At 44.8% G+C, this 17,707-nt stretch carries 15 protein-coding genes, 1 pseudogene and 1 riboswitch; of the genes and pseudogenes, 7 read left to right on the plus strand and 9 right to left on the minus strand.

All coding sequences use genetic code 11. The annotated features are described in order from the left end of the window. Positions 1-7 precede the first annotated feature (7 nt). Entirely contained in the window at positions 8-1,732 is a 1,725-nt protein-coding gene (locus tag OYT88_RS15295) for an ABC transporter permease (RefSeq protein WP_274401213.1), read from the minus strand. A 387-nt stretch (positions 1,733-2,119) separates the two neighbouring features. After that, positions 2,120-2,286: riboswitch (M-box (ykoK) riboswitch) on the minus strand. Positions 2,287-2,648: 362 nt separating this feature from the next. Here OYT88_RS15295 and OYT88_RS15300 point away from each other — a divergent pair. After that, positions 2,649-4,013 (plus strand): SGNH/GDSL hydrolase family protein, encoded by a 1,365-nt coding sequence (locus tag OYT88_RS15300; RefSeq protein ID WP_274401214.1) that lies wholly within the window; start codon positions 2,649-2,651, stop codon positions 4,011-4,013. A gap of 92 nt (positions 4,014-4,105) precedes the next feature. On the opposite strand, the gene OYT88_RS15305 is transcribed toward OYT88_RS15300, so the two are convergent. After that, positions 4,106-6,028, minus strand: a complete 1,923-nt coding sequence (locus OYT88_RS15305; protein WP_443217520.1) for a heavy metal translocating P-type ATPase — start codon at positions 6,026-6,028, stop codon at positions 4,106-4,108. Between the two features lie 604 nt (positions 6,029-6,632). Next, positions 6,633-7,622, minus strand: a complete 990-nt coding sequence (locus OYT88_RS15310) for an asparaginase (RefSeq protein ID WP_274401216.1) — start codon at positions 7,620-7,622, stop codon at positions 6,633-6,635. A gap of 122 nt (positions 7,623-7,744) precedes the next feature. On the opposite strand from OYT88_RS15310, the gene OYT88_RS15315 reads away from it, so the two are divergent. From OYT88_RS15315 to OYT88_RS15335, 5 genes are all read left to right on the plus strand, one after another. Continuing rightward, positions 7,745-8,068 carry a helix-turn-helix domain-containing protein gene (locus OYT88_RS15315; protein WP_274401217.1) on the plus strand — a complete coding sequence of 108 codons (324 nt, stop codon included), beginning with the start codon at positions 7,745-7,747 and terminating at the stop codon, positions 8,066-8,068. A gap of 1,057 nt (positions 8,069-9,125) precedes the next feature. Beyond that, entirely contained in the window at positions 9,126-9,257 is a 132-nt protein-coding gene (locus OYT88_RS15320) for a hypothetical protein (protein ID WP_274401218.1), read from the plus strand. A 201-nt stretch (positions 9,258-9,458) separates the two neighbouring features. Next, complete coding sequence (locus OYT88_RS15325) at positions 9,459-9,605, plus strand: hypothetical protein (protein ID WP_274401219.1); 147 nt, start codon at positions 9,459-9,461, stop codon at positions 9,603-9,605. A 70-nt stretch (positions 9,606-9,675) separates the two neighbouring features. Beyond that, positions 9,676-10,164 carry a methylated-DNA--[protein]-cysteine S-methyltransferase gene (locus OYT88_RS15330; protein WP_274401220.1) on the plus strand — a complete coding sequence of 163 codons (489 nt, stop codon included), beginning with the start codon at positions 9,676-9,678 and terminating at the stop codon, positions 10,162-10,164. Between the two features lie 207 nt (positions 10,165-10,371). Next, positions 10,372-11,004, plus strand: a complete 633-nt coding sequence (locus OYT88_RS15335; RefSeq protein ID WP_274401221.1) for an NADPH-dependent F420 reductase — start codon at positions 10,372-10,374, stop codon at positions 11,002-11,004. Between the two features lie 201 nt (positions 11,005-11,205). Here the strand turns inward: OYT88_RS15335 and OYT88_RS15340 are convergent, their stop codons facing one another. The 5 genes and pseudogenes from OYT88_RS15340 to OYT88_RS20970 all read right to left on the minus strand — a co-directional run bounded on the left by OYT88_RS15340 (position 11,206) and on the right by OYT88_RS20970 (position 15,968). Then, positions 11,206-13,518, minus strand: a complete 2,313-nt coding sequence (locus OYT88_RS15340; protein ID WP_274401222.1) for an ABC transporter permease — start codon at positions 13,516-13,518, stop codon at positions 11,206-11,208. Next, positions 13,518-14,219 carry an ABC transporter ATP-binding protein gene (locus OYT88_RS15345; protein ID WP_274401223.1) on the minus strand — a complete coding sequence of 234 codons (702 nt, stop codon included), beginning with the start codon at positions 14,217-14,219 and terminating at the stop codon, positions 13,518-13,520. The genes OYT88_RS15340 and OYT88_RS15345 overlap by 1 nt, the downstream gene beginning before the upstream one ends. A gap of 14 nt (positions 14,220-14,233) precedes the next feature. Next, on the minus strand, positions 14,234-15,025 hold the full coding sequence (locus tag OYT88_RS15350; protein WP_274401224.1) for an AAA family ATPase: 792 nt from the start codon (positions 15,023-15,025) through the stop codon (positions 14,234-14,236). Continuing rightward, a pseudogene (locus tag OYT88_RS15355) lies at positions 15,022-15,807 on the minus strand (AvrD family protein); the annotation flags it as partial. The pseudogene OYT88_RS15355 and the gene OYT88_RS15350, both read right to left, overlap by 4 nt. Continuing rightward, entirely contained in the window at positions 15,795-15,968 is a 174-nt protein-coding gene (locus tag OYT88_RS20970; RefSeq protein ID WP_443217521.1) for an AvrD family protein, read from the minus strand. The pseudogene OYT88_RS15355 and the gene OYT88_RS20970, both read right to left, overlap by 13 nt. Before the next feature lie 127 nt (positions 15,969-16,095). Between OYT88_RS20970 and OYT88_RS15365 the strand changes: the two genes are divergently transcribed. After that, positions 16,096-16,413, plus strand: coding sequence for a winged helix-turn-helix transcriptional regulator (locus OYT88_RS15365; protein WP_274401225.1), 318 nt, complete (start codon positions 16,096-16,098; stop codon positions 16,411-16,413). Between the two features lie 596 nt (positions 16,414-17,009). Here OYT88_RS15365 and OYT88_RS15370 read toward each other — a convergent pair. Beyond that, positions 17,010-17,705: an AAA family ATPase gene (locus OYT88_RS15370; protein WP_274401226.1), complete on the minus strand. Its 696-nt coding sequence runs from the start codon at positions 17,703-17,705 to the stop codon at positions 17,010-17,012. Between the last annotated feature and the right edge of the window lie 2 nt (positions 17,706-17,707).

The following is a 17,707-nucleotide window of genomic DNA, read 5'->3' on the forward strand; positions in this document are numbered from 1 at the left end:
CACGCCCCTAATCCAGATGATATTTTTTCTCCGCCAGTGCAAACAGCCTGCGCCATAATAAACGATTGATGATCACGACAAGCAGGCACATAACAAGGATGCCCCAGATGATTTCCGGCCAGTTGCCCAGTTTTGTTGCCTGGGCGATATAGGAACCCAGCCCGGATGCCTGCAGATTATTTGTTTTCCACGATACAATTTCGGAGACGATGCTGGCATTCCAGGCACCTCCGCTTGCCGTAATACAGCCGGTTAAGAGAAAGGGGAAGACCGCAGGGAGGATCAGCGTTTTCCACGTCTGCCAGCGTGTCAGCTTCAAAATGACGGCTGCTTCCCTGAGATCGGACGGAATGGCCGCGGCACCGGCGATCACATTGAATAGAACATACCACTGTGTGCCCAGCATCATAAGCGGAACAGCGCCGATTTCCATCGAAATTCCAAGCTTCAGGTAGAGTATGATGACAATCGGGAACACCATGTTAGCCGGAAAAGAGGCCAGCACCTGAACCATCGGCTGTACAAAGCGGGCGATCCGCGGATTCGTTCCAATATAAACGCCGACGGGCAGTGTCCAGATAACTGCCAGAAGCGTTGAAACAAACACGCGCAGGGCCGTCAGCAATCCGAGGATGACGGCATGGATCAGTTCCCCCCAGCTGAGCCTGGCGATTTCCAGAACACCCGCGTACATGTAACGCAGAGCAAACACCGCCACCAGAATCAGAATCAGCCACTTCAGAAGGCTTCTGATCCGCCGCATTGATTCGGGAAGACTGATTCCGGATCCTTTTGAAGAAACGTAAACGAGCAGATCGTGAAAAAATCTCCGGATATTCTGATTGATCCAATGGACAAATCGCGCCCTTTTGAGAATGTCGTAAACCCAGGAAGACGGAACTTCCTTTGCTTCCGTCTGCTCATTTTTAAATTTCTGGCTCCAGGCAATGATCGGGCGCCAGAATAACTGATCCACGGCAATGACGACCACAATCATCGTGATAATCGCGTAAACAATGTCTTTGATATTTCCCTCCGCGGTCGCCTGGGCCATGTAGGAGCCGATTCCCGGCAGATGGATGTTCTGATTCAAAACGCTGATCGACTCGCTGGCCGCCAGGAAGAACCAGCCGCCGCCGAAAGACATCATGCTGTTCCAGACCAGCCCGATCATGGAAAACGGCACTTCCAGCTTGCCGAACCGCTGCCAGCTGTTCAGCCGGTTCATTTTGGCCGCCTCATTCAGGTCGCGGGGGATCGTCGTCAGCGAGTGGTAGAAGCTGAACGTCATATTCCACACCTGGCCCGTGAAGATGGCGAAAATCGACGCGCACTCCACACCGAGCAGGCTGCCGGGGAAAAGGGCCATGAAAGCCAGTACGGTTGCCGACAGAAAGCCGAGGACGGGCACGGACTGCAGAATATCGATCGCCGGTATCATAATTTTTTCCGCTGTCCGGTTATATGCCGCAACGCGTCCGTAAATAAAAGTAAAGATCAGGGACGCCGCAAAAGCGATGAACATGCGAAGCAGCGATCGGCCGGCATAATAAGGAAGCCACACAGGATCAAGATTTAAGGCCGTCTGCTGCTTCGGAGAAAAAGGGGCATGCATACCCGACCCCAGTTTTGTTAATAAATAAAGAAGAGATAATAACAGAAAAATGACCAGCAGATCGGCCCAGCCGAATCGAATTTTTTTATCGGCACTATCAAAAAGGTTCCATCGCATCGGTGTCCTCCCTTTCCTGTAAATTAAAAACAAAAACTCTCCGCTGTCAGACAGGGAGAGTTCCAATTTCCTTCTTTGTTCATCATTTGCCGCATAAAAGACTGCTTCTAATAGGTGAAATCGGTGACGCGACAGTCCGTGGGAATAACCGGAAACGGACAGTCTTTGTCTCCTTGAAGGAATACAACGTTTCCTGCCGGAGCGGCAGCGTGCTTATTTTTCAGCACCGCACTCATTATTCTTTCCTCAAAAGTGAAGAGAGATATACCGTTTAAAAAAACGCATAATCGACTACTGCCACCGTCCATTCCAGTTTCCCCCCTTATCAAATAAATATAAAAAGCCCCACAGGACGGATCCCCGGGGGCATGAAGTCAAGGCACAATTACCGGTTCCCCCTGGTCCAGTTTTAGCACTATACAACGTAAAGGTTATCCTTAGCCACCTTAAGAAAAGCCTTAGTCCGGCAATTCCTGTTCTACCCATTGGCATCTTTCGATCTTTCCGGGCAGTGGCCTTTGTTCGTATAGGAGCCTCACCTAACGAGGGCTATTCATCTAACCACAAAAATACTCCTGAACCTATGGATTGTCAACACTTATATTTCATGGTGCTGTCACTAAGAACCGCAGTGACCCGGAAACGGACGCCGCTGCATTTAACCCGTCAGGTCAAACAAGGGCGATTCACTCACATAAAAATTTCTCCCCTTGATTTCACAAAGCAAGCTTTCGCCCCATCCCCGACGGAGGTTTTAAAATACCCAAAGGAAGAAGCGCGGTTCGCAGAAAGTTCAGGTTGTGCATGATCGCAAAATTTTTACATATTTCTACAATTAATTCCGCTTACATTGTATGATGACGGAAAAACAGAGAACTCAGCAGATTAAATGAGAATCAGACAGGGGAAAAACATCATGCTTTTCAAAAAAACGCTTTTTGTCATTCTAACCGCGATACTTGTGCTTGCAGTGGCCCATATATTTATAAAGAGCAGGGCCGGAGCAGACGATCTGCAGATCTTTGCCGACAGGAAAACCGTTAACGTGTACAGCAATCCGCAAACGCAGAACGGCGGCAGAGTTCTCGAAAAAATAGACGGCGGACAGACGCTTGAAGCGGCTCCGATGAATGCCGACTGGGACAGAACGGTGAAAAAAATCGACGGCCGGTACGGCTATGTCGGCAGTCACGACGTTCTGAAGGATAAGACCGGTGCTCCTCAAAAAGTTTACAGCATCGGTAAAACAACAAACATTTATACAACGCCGTACCCCTCTGGGGAAAAAGATTCTATATACAAAACAATCAAAGGGATCAAATCATTCATTGTCCATAAAATGGATAAAAACTGGTACAAAACATTTATCCGCATCGACGGGAAGGAATATACAGGCTATGTATCCAGAGACGATTTTGATTTCGCCGTTCCCCCGAAAAGCCATCAGTACCGGGCGCTGAAGCCGGACTCCGATGTGTATGCCGATATTTCCGGCAGTGACCGAACGACGATCAAGGCATTAACGCAAAACGATATCATCTACGGGCAAAGCTTCAGCGTCAGCTGGGATAAAGTAACTGTCGACGGACAAACAGGGTTTATCAATGATCATGATTTTGCGCAAGACGATTCATTTAAAGGAGATTCTCTTGCAGCTTTTGGCGACAGCATGACCCGGGGAGCCGAAGCCGACACGGATCGAGGAACGACAAAATATTCATGGACAACGTATCTCCCGGAGGAGATCGGCGTATCCAGAGTTTACAACTACGGCGTCAGCGGTTCCGCCGTAGCCGTAAGAAGCACCCGTAAAGATTCTTTTCAGGAGCGGGAGAGCTGGATCAACAAAGACGGCAAGCATCCCGATGTCATTCTTGTTCTGGTCAGTATCAACGACTTCCGCCATGACGTTCCGCTCGGCAGTTTTAAGGTGAGAAACCGGACGACGTTTTACGGGGGATTAAGGAATTTCACCGAATATCTTCTGAGCAATGACCCCAAATCCAAGATTATTTATATGACGCCGCTGATTGAAAATCGGCCGCCGGTCACAACCTACCAGCCTAATATTTTCGGCCTCAATCAGACCGACTACGCCGAGGCCATCAAAAAAGTCGCGTCTTATTACGGCATTGAATGCATTGATATGCAGACCTGGACAGGCCTTGATCCGTTTAATCCCGCGATTAAACAAACGTTTTACATCGACGGCCTGCACATGAACAAAGCGGGATACAGAATCATGTCGGCTGAGATATCCAGACGGCTGCTTAGCGGCTGACGCACTTAAAATGCAGACAAAAAGTAAAAGAAGCATCGGCAGCGGGACTCCGGGCAGTTCCGTTACCGGTGCTTTCATCTATTATTTTGAATCTAGCCCCTGAGCATGCGAAGTCCGTTCAGAATAACGAGGATCGTGCTTCCCTCATGACCGACAACGCCCAGAGGCATGGAAATAAACTGCAGAAGATTGGCGCACATCAGCAATCCGATCATCGAAAGAGCAAAGACAATGTTGGTCTTAATGATCCGGTTCATCCTTTTCGACAGCCGGACCGAGTCGGCAATCCTCTGCAAATCGTTTTTCATCAGGATGATGTCGGCGGTTTCCAGCGCCGCATCGTTTCCGCCGCCCATGGCAATGCCAACCGACGCCTGGGCAAGAGCCGGCGTATCATTGATGCCGTCGCCGACCATGCCGACAGGGCCGTATTTTTCGCTCAGTTTTTTGATCTCACTGACCTTGTTTTCCGGCAGACAGTTGGCGATAAAGGAACTGACACCGGTTTCCTTTTGAATCGCTTCGGCCGTTTTTTCGTTATCCCCCGTCAGCATAATCGTTTGAATGCCAAAACGGTGAAGGATTTTAACGGCCTCGACGGACGATTCCCTGACCTGATCTTTCAGAGCGAAGGCACCGATGACTCGGCCTTCCGATTCCACGTAGACCAGGGTACGGCCCTCAGGCAGTTCGCTCTTATGTGTACCGATAAAGGCCTGCACGGCCGCGGGATCGAGCATATCCGCTTTCCCGATCGCATAAGTGCGGCCTGCGACCTCTCCCGTCACCCCGAACCCCGGTTTCACTTTGACATGCTCGGCTTCCGGCAATGTCCGGGCCGCTGTCTGAGTATAAGCGACAAGCGCCTTCCCAAGCGGATGCGAAGCGTTATTTTCTATAGCGGCGACGGCGGCCGTAAATGCGGCATCGTCAGACCCGCTGACATTCAGCATATGCGTGACTTCCGGCCGGCCTTTTGTCAGCGTTCCGGTTTTATCAAAAGCAAGGGCTTTGACGGCAGCCAGCTGTTCCAGATGCACGCCGCCTTTAATCAGGATCCCTTTGCGCGCTCCGTTGGCCACTGCGGACAGAACGGCCGGCATCGTCGAAGCGACAAGCGCGCAGGGCGAGGCGACAACGAGCATGACCATCGCGCGGTAGATCGTGTCGCTCCACGACCAGCCGAAAACAAAATGCGGCAGGAAAAGCATCAATAAGGTTATGCCGATGACAACCTTAACGTAAGTCGTTTCAAACCGTTCAATGAAGAGCTGGGACGGAGCCTTCTCACTCTGCGCCCTCTGGACCAGATCAACGATTTTGCTGAAAAGAGAGTCCTCGTTTCTTTTTGCGACACGGACAAGCAGATTGCCGTCCATGTTGACCGTTCCGGCCAGGACAGCATCCTTTACTTTTTTCAGCACCGGTATCGATTCACCTGTCATAGACGACTCGTCAACCGTCGTTTCCCCTTTAATAATCGTTCCGTCGGCCGGGATCCTCTCACCCGGTCTGATACGGATCGTATCTCCGGGATTCAGCTGACCGACCGACACCGGCCGCTCCTGATTATCAATAACAAGCCTTGCCGTTTCCGGCTGCAGATCCATCAGCGACGAAATGGCGGAAGAACTTTTGGCCATTGAGTACGTTTCAAGAGCGCCGCTGAGCGCGAAAATAAAAATCAGGACGGCGCCTTCCAGCCAATGGTCAATGCCGGCCGCGCCGACCGCCGCAATGCCCATAAGCAGTTCGACATTCAGCTGTCTGTTTTTCATCGTGTCCAAAATGCCCGCCTTGATTTGATAATAACCGCCAATGACGTAGGCAAGCAGATAAATATACCAATAACTGAGGCCGGTCAGCTGACCGAGAACGTAACCGAGTAATGTTAAAAAACCGCCCGTCAGTGCCGCGATCAGTTCACCGTGTTTTAGCAAAAGCTGCCGCACCCTCCCGGGGAACGAAGAGCGGCCGCTTTCGATTTTCAAATCCGTTTCCTCAAGCACATGCATCATCCCCTCTACTCAATTGATAAATATTATCATTTAATAATTGATCTTGCACTATATACCGCTTTATCAGCAAAAAAAGAAGCGGCGGTTATTATTTTTATAATCATTATTAATTTGTATTATCATACTACCATGTATTGCGGCTGTTTCAAATACATTTTTATCATTTATTTTTTATAATTGATAATGATAATTACATTCACCGAGGCTTTTAACAAAGGATATTTTTATAAAAGGTTGCATCTTCAACTACACTTTTTTTAAAAAGTTTATATTAATCATTAAATGATATTCATTATTAATCAAAATGCTCATTGCAATGGAATAAAAAATACCGGCAGCAGCATTTTATGCCGGAGTCGGCCATTTGCGATTTTCCGGCAGAGGATCCTCCGGAGAACGAGACTGTGAATTGAAGAGATTGGTGAATGACGGAGAGTGAAGCAGGTTTGACCTGACGAATTTCAGTTGAGAGATTTCTAATGAGAGGAACCGGCCGATAACAGAGAAAAGCGGGGCGGAAGCAATGCTGAAACCTTTATTGATCGGAGGATACGGGATTTCAAGCGCACAGCCGAAGGCAATGGCGGGCTGGGTTCTATCATTAAATATAATCTAAATCGTGAGCAAGCGGTGTCTGAATCATTTTTTTAACGGCCTTTACATCCGATGTCTGGGAAAGAATCCACATCAGTTTTGTGACAATAGCCTCCGTATTCATATCGCCGGCCGTGATGCCTCCCGCATCGGCGACCCGTTTGCCTACTTCGTACAGCTGAATATCCTGCCCTTCTTGAAGGCACTGAGTCGTAATAATCACGGGAATGCCCTTCCGGACCAGTTCTCTGACACCGGAAATCAAGCTTCTCTTTTCAAAAGGCAGTCCGCCGTTGCCGAAGCTCTCGATGATCAGCCCTCTGGTATGCTCTTTTATAAAATCAAAAAACACGGGCGAAAGCCCCGGAAATACTTTCAGCAAGAATACATCGGGACAAATGCCGATATGAGATTTTAAAACGGCTTTCTCGGTCTCGGGACGAAAATTGATTCGGATCATTCGGTCATCAATAAAAGCGACATAAGGATAATTGATGCTTTCAAATGCATCGTAGCTCTTCGTTCGTATCTTCACAGCCCGCGTGCCCTGAATAGCCTTTCCGTCGAAAACAACGAAAACGCCGGGGAGGCCGGCCTTTTGCGCAAATGTCAGCGCATCCTGTATGTTTTTTTTCGCGTCCGTCCTCTTGAAACTTACCGGTACCTGCGATCCCGTCACAACCACCGTCTTTTTAATGCCGAGAAGCAGATAGGAAAGAGCCGAAGCCGTAAAAGCCATGGTATCTGTACCGTGCGTGATTATGAAACTATCATATTGACTTTGGTGCTCATGAATGACTCGGGCCATCGTCAGCCAGTCTTCAGGCTGCATATTGGTACTGTCCTTATTCATCAGAACTTTGAAATCCACGGATACTTCCCGGCTGTGAGTAAAATAGCGAGCCAGCTGATCGATCGTCAGTCCAGGTGCCAGCCCACCTTCATGGCAGGTTGAAACAATCGTCCCGCCCGTAGCGATCACTAAGATTTTTTTCAACAGTTTATCCCCAATACGTGCATTTATAAACCAAATTATAGCCGTTATTCGATTATTAGCAACACAAAAGTTTACTTTACGTGTACTATAATATAGACTAATTTAAGGAGGGAGACATGTTCTTGCCGGATAAATTGATTGAACTTCGAAAAAGAAAAAATCTAACCATCCAAAACATGGCCGATGCCATCGGAATAGCGAAAAGCACGTATGCCAGCTATGAAACAGGTTATCGCCAGCCCCCGATCGACGTGCTGATCAAAATCGCAGATTTTTTCGCTGTCTCTCTTGATACATTGGTCAACCGGCACCATACAGCGGCCATTCATCTCGACGGGGCAAACAGCGGAGATTACAGAGTATATATTGATAACTTAGAGCTGAAGAATGATGAGATCAAAGAAATCATTGCGTATGTTAAAGTGAAAAGGAAATTGCCGTTGTGATAAGTTATTAAAAAAGGGGATATCCTCAACTCATGTATCCAGTCAGTCCGCGGTGTGAAAGCACCGTCGATTCCGCTGAAAAGCGATCACGTGGCAGTCTATAGCTCTGAAATGTTCATGTGAACAGCGATGTATCCCGCTGAAAAAGGGGATATCCGGCACGGACATGGCGGAAACGTTCGATCTTTTTTCGACCCGCTGCATATCCCTGTAAATCGTGGTGAAAATCACCGGGAAAAATGCCGACTATCTACTGTAAAGTGCAAAATATCAACAGTGAAGTGCGAAAAATCGATAGTAAACAGGCCGGGATTAATAAGTGCAAATAATCGGAACAGCAAGTTGTATCCGATTGGTTTAAACTCTTGAGAAGGCGATACTCCGCCGGAACAGAGCGAATCAAGCCCATTTCGGGGCGATCGTTCACTGCTTTAGGGCGATTCATCCTTTTTTCGGGGCGATTGTTCACTGTTTTAGGGCGATTCATCTTTTTTCAGAGCGATAAACTCTTGATGGGGCGATACTCCGCCGGAACAGGGCGAATCAAGCCCATTTTGGGGCGATTGTTCACTGTTTTAGGGCAATTCATCTTTTTTTCAGGGCGATAAACTCTTGACAGGGTGATACTCCGCCGGAACAGGGCGAATTGAGACTTTTTTAGAGTGATCGTTCACTGTTTTAGGGCGATTCATCTCTTTTTCGGGGCGATAAACTCTTGACGGGGCGATACTCCGCCGGAACAGGGCGAATTGAGACTTTTTTAGAGCGATCGTTCACTGTTTTAGGGTGATTCATCCTTTTTTCAGGGCGATAAACTCTTGACGGGGCGATACTCCGCCGGAACAGGGCGAATCAAGCCCATTTTGGGGCGATTGTTCACTGTTTTAGGGCGATTCATCTTTTTTTAGGGCGATAAACTCTTGATGGGGCGATACTCCGCCAAAATAGGGCGAATCAAGCCCATTTCGGGGCGATCGTTCACTGCTTTAGGGCGATTCATCCTTTTTTCAGGGCGATAAACTCTTGACGGGGCGATACTGGCCGGCGGCCCGGCTGTATGGATCAGATTTCAGTCTATTATCGACCGTTAGTAGCTGTTTATCGGTCATCGCAAGGAGTTTTTCGGTCGTCGACGGTGCTTAATCGGTCTTCAGCAGGTATACCCGATTTATCAACCTATCAATTGTGACAGAAGTTTATCGACCCTTGCAGAAGTTTATGGATCGCGAAAACGTTCTCAGTCTTTAGAGATTGGCGATCTCAGGAAGAGTCGATCAATTGACGGCAGGCACAGCCGGACAATGAGCTAAGGGGATACTCATATTAAAAGATAAAATTAGTCGTGACCTGTTTCTAACTCGACCGCCGGATCAGGAAAAACGGACGTTCAATGGCAGATCCGATTAACCTTGTCTTGAATGAAATGAAGAAAAAGTTGAGCGGTCCTATCTATAATGGATGGTTTCCGGCTGCAGCCAGGCCTTGGAACATCGGACAGACTTACGCCGAAACGGTTTCGGGCCTGCTTCCGGCTTGAAACCGCCGTCGCGCAGCGCCATGCTGCAGTGCTTATGAGCTGTTAACTTTTTACTTATGGAGGTCTCTTTATGAATCAACGATATAAGCTCGATTACAAATCTCCGATAGGCGTCATCGAAATCATTGGCACGAAGGATGCGGTCTGCTCCGTTACGTTTTCCGAGCGGACGGAACCGCTGAATTTAAGGACAGAGGATACGCCTGCCGTTTTAACCGATGGCTTCAATCAGCTTGACGAATATTTTAAGGGCACACGGCGTCAATTTTCCGTGCCTTTCCTGTTTGAGGGTACCGATTTTCAAAAAAAAGTCTGGACGGCTTTAACAAAAATACCGTACGCTGAAACACGTTCTTACAAAGATATAGCCGCCTCCATCGGCAACGAAAAAGCCGTTCGGGCCGTCGGCATGACAAACAGTAAAAATAAGATAAGCATTATCGTGCCCTGCCATCGCGTGATCGGTGCAAACGGGAATTTAACCGGCTATGCGGGCGGCTTATGGCGTAAAGAATGGCTACTTGAACATGAACGATCGGGAATTCATTTTTTGGACTGAATAGTTTCCCCGGTTCATGTATAAGCTGCTCAGGAATGCAGGATCGGCGATCATATCCTCAAGCGCGGCATGTGCGGACGGGGCTGAAAAACATCCGATACTTTTCGACCGGCCGCAGATTTATATGAACCTAAGTCATGTTGTTAGACGCGGATGGCGGTGAATGCTACACTGAAGCTGTTTAAAGAAGGGGGAGAACGATTTATCATGAAAATCGGATTTATCGGCAGCGGCCATATCGGACAAGCCGTTGCAGCAAGCGCTATTCAAGCCGGATACTCCGTTGTGATGTCGAACTCACGCGGACCGGAAACACTGGCTGAACTGGTGCGGAAGCTCGGTCCGAATGCAAAAGCGGCGGCATCGGAACAGGCGGCACGCGAAGGCGATATTGTGGTCGTCACAGTTCCGCTGCGCGCACTGCCCCAGCTTCCGACTTCCGGACTGGCCGGAAAGACGGTCATTGATACAATGAATTACTATCCTTCGCGCGACGGCCGGATCGAAGCTCTCGATCATGGATCAACGACAACCAGTGAGCTCACGGCCGAACATTTCCCCGATGCCCATGTGGTCAAGGCATTTAATTCAATCTTTGCGACCGATATCGGACCAACGGCCAAACCGAAAGGCGATCCAAGGCGGCGGACTCTGCCGATCGCCGGGGATGACGCAGAAGCAAAGAAAGCTGTGACGGAATTAATCGAGTCAATCGGCTTCGATGTCTATGACGCCGGACCCCTGCATGAAGGGTTTCGCTTTCAGAATGGCACACCTGCCTACTGCGCACGCGCCAATCGGACAGATCTGATTGATTTATTAAATCAGGCAAAAAAATGATGTGCATCCACCCAGTTCTGTTTAAATCAAACATAAATAGCTGAACAGATCAGTTTTTTCTGAACTGTTCAGCCTTTTCACATAGTGCTCCTTAGCGTCTATCGTGCTCTGAAACAGGCAGAGAAACATTATTATGAAAAACCCGACAAATAAAAAATACTTTTTAAAGTGAGTAAGAAATTCAGATTTGCTATGAAATAATCATTCCACTCCTTTGATGGCTTCAACCATATCCAGTTTCCTGATTCGTCGACCAATTAAGATAGTCGTGGTCAAGGCACAACTGATAGTAATAATTGAAGCAAATGCTAGATTTAATCGACTGATTAATGGATAATACTTAATTTGATAAGTAGAAAACGTGCTTACATACTTGTCCAAAAACCAGAAACCAAACGGTAACCCGATAATCCAACCGATTAGAGTAGTAACCACGTTTTCGCGTACAGTCAGTAAACGAATTTCATTGCGATGGAACCCAAGTACCCTGAGTGTCGCATAATCCCTGCTTCTTTCTGCAAAGCTCAGTGAACCCAGATTGTAAAGAACGACAACTACCAGTAAGATTCCAAAAACCTGAATCAAAAGGAAAATACTTTGAAAATTATTAACAAGGTCAATAGCGTTAGCCTTTTGTTTTTCTATAGTGACCAGTTGACTACTCACGTCGTGTGTTTTCAGAAGCTCTTTGTTCTTATTAGACAGTACTCCTTTCATCAGCAAGGTTTGAGGTAAGAAGTTTCCGCCATGATTTTGCCAAGTTTTTTGTGTCAAGTAAACCCCTTGAGGAATACTCGATTTTAAAATGCCTTTGACTTTCATTTGGTAAGATTTTTGACTTGTTGAGACATTAGTTAGCTTGATCGTTTGTCCAAACTTAATGCGGGCTGATTGAGCTAGTCCCTCAGTAACATAGATTCCGCCATCGTTAATTTGCTTACCATCAGTAGTTTTAATATTGACCAAATTTCCCTTACCAATAATATTAACAATATGGTTTATACCATCATCCGGGCTTATTCTCGCCGTTAAGGTTTCCAGCCATTGCCCATTTACACTGGTTAGTAACCTGCGGATGTTTAACAGATGGCGAGTCGAAGTAAAAGTATAACGCTCTTGATATTTGAAATCTTGACCATAAGACTGTGATACTTGACCGTACATTGAATCGTGGACACCAAAGCCGGCAATTAAAAGTGCCATACCTCCACAAACTCCGACAATTCCCATCAAAATCCGTATTGGATTAGCTAAGCTATCCCGCCATGTCCAGCGACTACCATAACTTATCCGTTTCCAAAAGACTGGGAATATTTTTTCCACACTGATCTGATGCGTCTGTTTAATTTTATTACCCCGCAGATAAACAGCTGGTAATCCACTTCGGGCATTATGTGAAGCAATAAAGGCTGAAATAGTACTGATTAAAATGACTAAAGCAACGATGCCGAAAGAATTCCATGTATAGGCGATCTGCCAATTGGGCAGAGAAAACATTGTTTTTTGAGTCTGCAAAACAAAAAGAGACATGACGGGTGAAGCCGCCGTTCCGATTAAGGCTCCCAGAGCACTAACAAGGAGCCCATAAGAGGCGTAGTGCCGACTAATTGACCGATTAGAATACCCCAAAGCTTTTAATAGCGCAATTTCTTGAGTTTGTGATTCAATTAAACGACGAATGGTTGTATACATGGCTAAGATTGCTAAAAGGATGAAGAGTGTCGAAAACATAATTGATAAATTACGAATCTGACCGACTCGATCTAAAGCGGTTGATACTTCCGGTAAGGTCTGGCGATTGTAATAGGCAAGATAACGTGAACCAAGAATCTTTGGCACTTCTTCTCTAATCTTTTGATTATTAGAGTCGCTGATTTCTAGCAGGTTGGCTTGACCCAAGTAATGAAAATCATTCTTTAAAGTCTGTTGGGTAATTGTTCCAAAACCATAACTCCGGTAATTTGGAGCGACAAAGTCATTAGTGCCGGTGTAATAAATTCGACTTGGCGACCTGATCAGGCCGATAATTTTAAGGATAATCATCCGTTGATTATAAGAAACAGTAAGATGATCACCAACTGTTAAATTGTGTGATTTGGCATATTCGGTATTTAGGTACATGCCGTCCCTTTGGGAATCAAGTTCTTTGCCCGATACAAGAACTGGTTTACTCAAGCTTTTAGATCCCGGTGTTTCGAGGGTCAGGTAGCTTTGGTTATTGTAACCATCTGAAGTTGTGACTTGAATCGTAGTTTTTAAAGAAGTCTGACTGACAACACCGCTGATCTTTTTAATTTTATTAACATCGTTTGCAGTCAAGTTTACAGCGCTAATCCAAGAATCGGCTAAATGGCTGCTTTTCATATACGCATTTAGGCTGACATCCATCCCATGCCAAACACCTTCTAAACCTGTGTAAATCAGAACACTTAAAAAAGCCATGAGAAACACAGAAAAAAATTGAGTCCATTGCGATAAAATATCCCGTCGCAATTTTCGACTGAGAAATTTCATTACCAGGCCACCTTTTTCGGATCCACTGGGGCAGCATTGTCAACGATTTTAGCAATTTTACCGTCGTGCAGATAAATAACCCGGTCAGCAATCGGGGCAATCGCAGCGTTGTGCGTCACTAAAATTACCGAAGTTTCTTGGTTACTTGCTTCTTTAAGTAGTTGAATGATTTTTCGGCCAGTCTGCGAGTCCAATGCTCCGGTTGGCTCATCACATAATAATAACTTTGGCTTTTTAGCCAAAGCCCGGGCAATGGCCACTCGCTGCATCTCTCCTCCTGAGAGCTGGCTAGGGAAATTATCTCTGCGGCTAGTTAAACTGACTGCTTCTAAATATTTTTTAGAGCTGGCATCATTTTTAGTAAGGTTGGCAGCAATTCCGATATTCTCTAAAGCTGTCAGACTGGGAATTAGATTATAAAATTGAAAAACGAAGCCGACGATCTTTCTTCGATAATCGGATAGTTGATGATCATTCAACTTAGTTAAATTAGTATCATTGATTTCTACGATTCCTTTGGAAGCTCGATCCATTCCTCCTAATAAATTCAAAGCAGTACTTTTACCTGAACCAGACGGGCCTAAAATTACTGTGACCTTACCCGTTTCAATTTCAAAACTGACATCATTTAAAGCAAGGACCTCTTGTTCACCTAAATTGTATATTTTACTGACATTTTGAAATTTAATCATTTTTGCCATGTCACTCCAATTATTTAGTACTTTGATAAGATTTTGATTTTTTCTCGTAAATTTGGTTCATGATATTGTTCTATTATTCTTTTAGAAACGGATTCCCGATTGGTAGCGATAATTTCCTTTGCCTGTTCTATTGCCTCTGGCACTGGAACAACAATCTGCAAATTAAGCAGGCTAATTATTTTTTGTAATCTCGATTCTAGTGAACCTCCAACAATATAGAAGGGTATTCCATATGTTAAAAATATTTGCTTCAGTTCAATATCAGATAATCTGCGGTATCGTTCGGAAACAGGACGATGTCCGTCCGGATCCATTTTGAATTCAACGGGTAAATGAACAACATGGTTGTACCAGTATTTAGCGTGGAGACTAACCACCTGTCCATAAGCGGACATATATTTCTTTAGAAAACTTTTTGATGGCACGCCTAAAAAAGCCTTTATCAATTGGTGTATAAAAGGAGCACCGGGATTAATGCCAATTTTTAACCTGACAGTTCCATAAATCCATTCATTTAAAACTGAACCGTCAGAAATAAAACTGCCATATTTGGAAAATAAGGTTGCCTCGGTTTTGATTCTTTCTTCTAAGCGTTTCAATCCCAAAGCCATTAGTTCAGTTAAATTCATATCTTGAAATCTTCTTCCTGGGTATAGATCCGTTAAAATTTCTCTGGCCGATAATGCATCAATTTTCGGTATTCCTGTAGCAATGGACAGGGCCGTTGTTGTTGTCTTACCTGTCGAATAAGTTCCAGAAATAACTAAATGGAGGTCTTCCACTTTATGATTATTCCCAGTACTCATTTCGAGCCCCCCTGCCTTGTTAACTTTTTAGGAAGTTTATGAGCAACCTTTGCTACAAAAACAATTGTTTTGGCATTGTTATAGCCAGCCATAGAAAAAGTACGCCATTCTTCACGATTTAGCTTAATCATATTGGTATCAGTTATTTCGGCAAACACAGGGATATTATCACCGATTTTCGGCAGTGTGTTTGTCAGGAATTTCGCTTTGATTTTCCGCATCCAAAAATTTCCGGATTCATCTCGTTTAAGATTATCGTAATGATAAGCCAGTATTTCCCCCATTTGGGCGAAAACGACTAACCAGTCAAGAAGAGAAGTTAAATATTGATGGTTGCTCTGAAGTCCAGTAAAAATAGATTTCTGACCGTCTTCAAAGATATGCGCAAGAGCCTGAAGTTGCAGACGGCTTAAAAATTCTATTTGTTTGATATCATGAGCTTTATTGTTTAGATGATTTTCTGTATAATTAGTAAATATATTAGTGGAAATCGGAACGATGGCAGTCGGCCTGAGATTTACAAAGTATAACTTGACATTCATATCTTCTTCAACTATCTCGGCCTTAAATGACGAAGATTCTAACTGTATACTTTTTATGTAGATTTGAATGGAATCAATGTTTTCTACCGGTTTACTGCCAGCCTTGATTTCAAAAGCGTATAAAAACCAATTTTTCACTTCCATTAGTGGATTTTGTTGGAGAACTTTTTCAACTAAAAGCATTCCTAAGATTAGCCCATCAATACTACTTAGATGCTGGGATAATATTAGTGAGTTTTTTTTAGACCAGTCTTTACCCGTTTAACTTGACCAAAGCACTCCCAAATACCATTGCTTAATCGTAACTGACATAGTTTGTGGGTCACTTTTTTATAACCGTTTCCAAAGTAACGTTTTTCATGGTCACCTAATAGCTGATCAACTGTGTAATTTGTCATCATAGTCCCATTTCTTTCCTCCTGTATTTTTTCTAATTAACTGCATTTTAGTCTGGTTTATTTCATAATTAAAGTAGGGTAATAAAGTAAAGAAACGGTACAAAAAAACGGATTTATGGAGCATGTAGCTATGACGACAGATAAAAATATTTTAGATTGTCCAATTGAACCAGTGGTTAATATCTTAAGTGGTAAATGGACACCTTTAATTTTATGGGAAATATCGATTGGCAATAATCGCTATGGCAGCATTCATAAGCGTTTACCAGAGATGAGTACAAGAACGTTATCACAACGCCTGCGTATGCTTGAGAAAAGTGGCATAGTCAATAGGAAAGTATTACCGACAATGCCGCCCACGGTGAAATATGAGCCTACTGAAAAAGGCTGGGCTTTAAAGCCGATTTTACTTGCTATGAGATCTTGGTCAGAAAAATACTGTAATTAATGGCAGATAAATCGCCATATATTTCAAATTATTGAACGCCATTTAAAAAATGATATTTGATTAATTACAGTGCCCAACTTTGCTTGTAAAGTTTTTCCTTTGAAACAAAGGCCGAACACGATCAGACTTTTTCCTGAACTGTTCAGCCTTTTTACATATCTCTTTTAAATGTCTCTCCTCCTCGGAATGGGCAGCCGCCCGAAAAAATGCGCCCTATTTTTTATCAGGAAAGGAGATTGCGAACTCATTCTGAACGCAAAGTTCATCGGATTTGAAAATAAGAGACCCGTCTTACACCGGGAGGGCCCTGGAAAGATGAGCGGATCCATAATCGGGATTTTAACGGGGACATAAGTTCGATAATTTGATGCAGAATCAAATAAAAGAAACCTTTCGCCTCTTCATCGGCTTTCCGAATCGTGCACGCCCCTTTAGCATTACATCGTTTTTGGAACCTGACCGGCCGTTAAAACAGCGTCCGCCGCTCACCGCTTTTTTCGGTCGAGAGCCGGACAGGATCAGGGACGAATCCTGGCTTTCAACTTTGAAACGTGAAACAGGCAGCAAAACAGCAACATCTTGTCCCGGCTTCGCATTTACGATTCCCCCAAATATAACTCAAAGGCTTCATTCGGATCTTTACGCGGAGATATTTGCACAAAATCATTATATGAGCTAAAGGGTTGTACTCTTCCTTTATTCAGCAGGAAAATATGACTCGGCATCGATTCATAATCTCTTAATTCATGAGTGGATACGATCACGATTCTTTTGGGAGACTGGGCGATAACGTTCAATCTATCTAATATTTGCCGGCGGGAAGTTGGATCGACACCGCTTGTAGGCTCATCAAATAAAAACAGCTGCTTGTCTAAATGGGTCTCAAATAATGTCAATAACCAGCGCCTTTCTCCGACAGACATAACGCTGATTTTTTTATTTAATAGATTATAATACAGATTCTGAAGGCGATCAGATAATAGGCGGATGTCGATCGGCGTATATCCGTTAGAAATTCCGAAAATAAAACGTTCGAGATCCTTACCCGTTAACGCTCCAAAAAGGGCAGGAGTCTGGGTTTGATAAAGAATTTTTTCTTTTTTGGGAAGCCCGTTTATTTCACCTGACTGAGGCGTGCTTAAACCCGTCAGAATATCAAAGAGTGTTGTTTTGCCCGCTCCATTATAGCCAATCAACAAATTTAACATTCCGGATTCCGGCTTCATATTGAGATTTTTAAATAGAGAAGTTTTTGTATATGAAAAATCAATATTTTTTAACTCGATTTGCATTT

The sequence above is a fragment of the Sporolactobacillus sp. CQH2019 genome (assembly GCF_028765345.1).
GTDB lineage: Bacteria > Bacillota > Bacilli > Bacillales > Sporolactobacillaceae > Sporolactobacillus.